This is a genomic window from Arthrobacter sp. CMU6 (assembly GCF_059090205.1).
In genome coordinates this window covers 1-343 of the sequence record NZ_JBNHFL010000111.1, presented here as the reverse complement: position 1 = coordinate 343, position 343 = coordinate 1, and the positions used below count along the sequence as shown (strand labels likewise).

The 343-nt window shown below is 60.6% G+C and carries 1 pseudogene; it reads right to left on the bottom strand.

Features of this window, described 5'->3' with window-relative positions:
• Window positions 1-343 (bottom strand): annotated as a pseudogene (locus tag AC5RWD_RS23290) (NAD(P)/FAD-dependent oxidoreductase); the annotation flags it as partial.

Here is a 343-nt window from a genome sequence, read left to right as displayed (position 1 = left end):
TCGCGGTATCCCAGGATGTCATCGTGTTTGTGGCGCATCCAGTCTTTGAAGAGTTGGGATACGGCGTCCAGGTCGAAGGGCGGGTAGTCGGTGGCGTCGATGAGTTCGCGCAGGTAGTCCGTCTGGAAGTCGGCTTCGGCGTCGTGGTCGGGGAGGGTGTCCTGGCGTTCGAGCCAGAGCTGAATGTCTGCTTCGCGCTCGGCGAGGGAGGGGAGGTTGATTGCTCCGGTCATGACGTCGCGGGCAAACCAGGCCTGGGCGTCGAACATGTTGAAGGTGTAGTACTGGTCCTGGGCGCCGAGGTAGAAAAGGTTGGTGTTCTGTTGCCAGACCACGCCTTTGT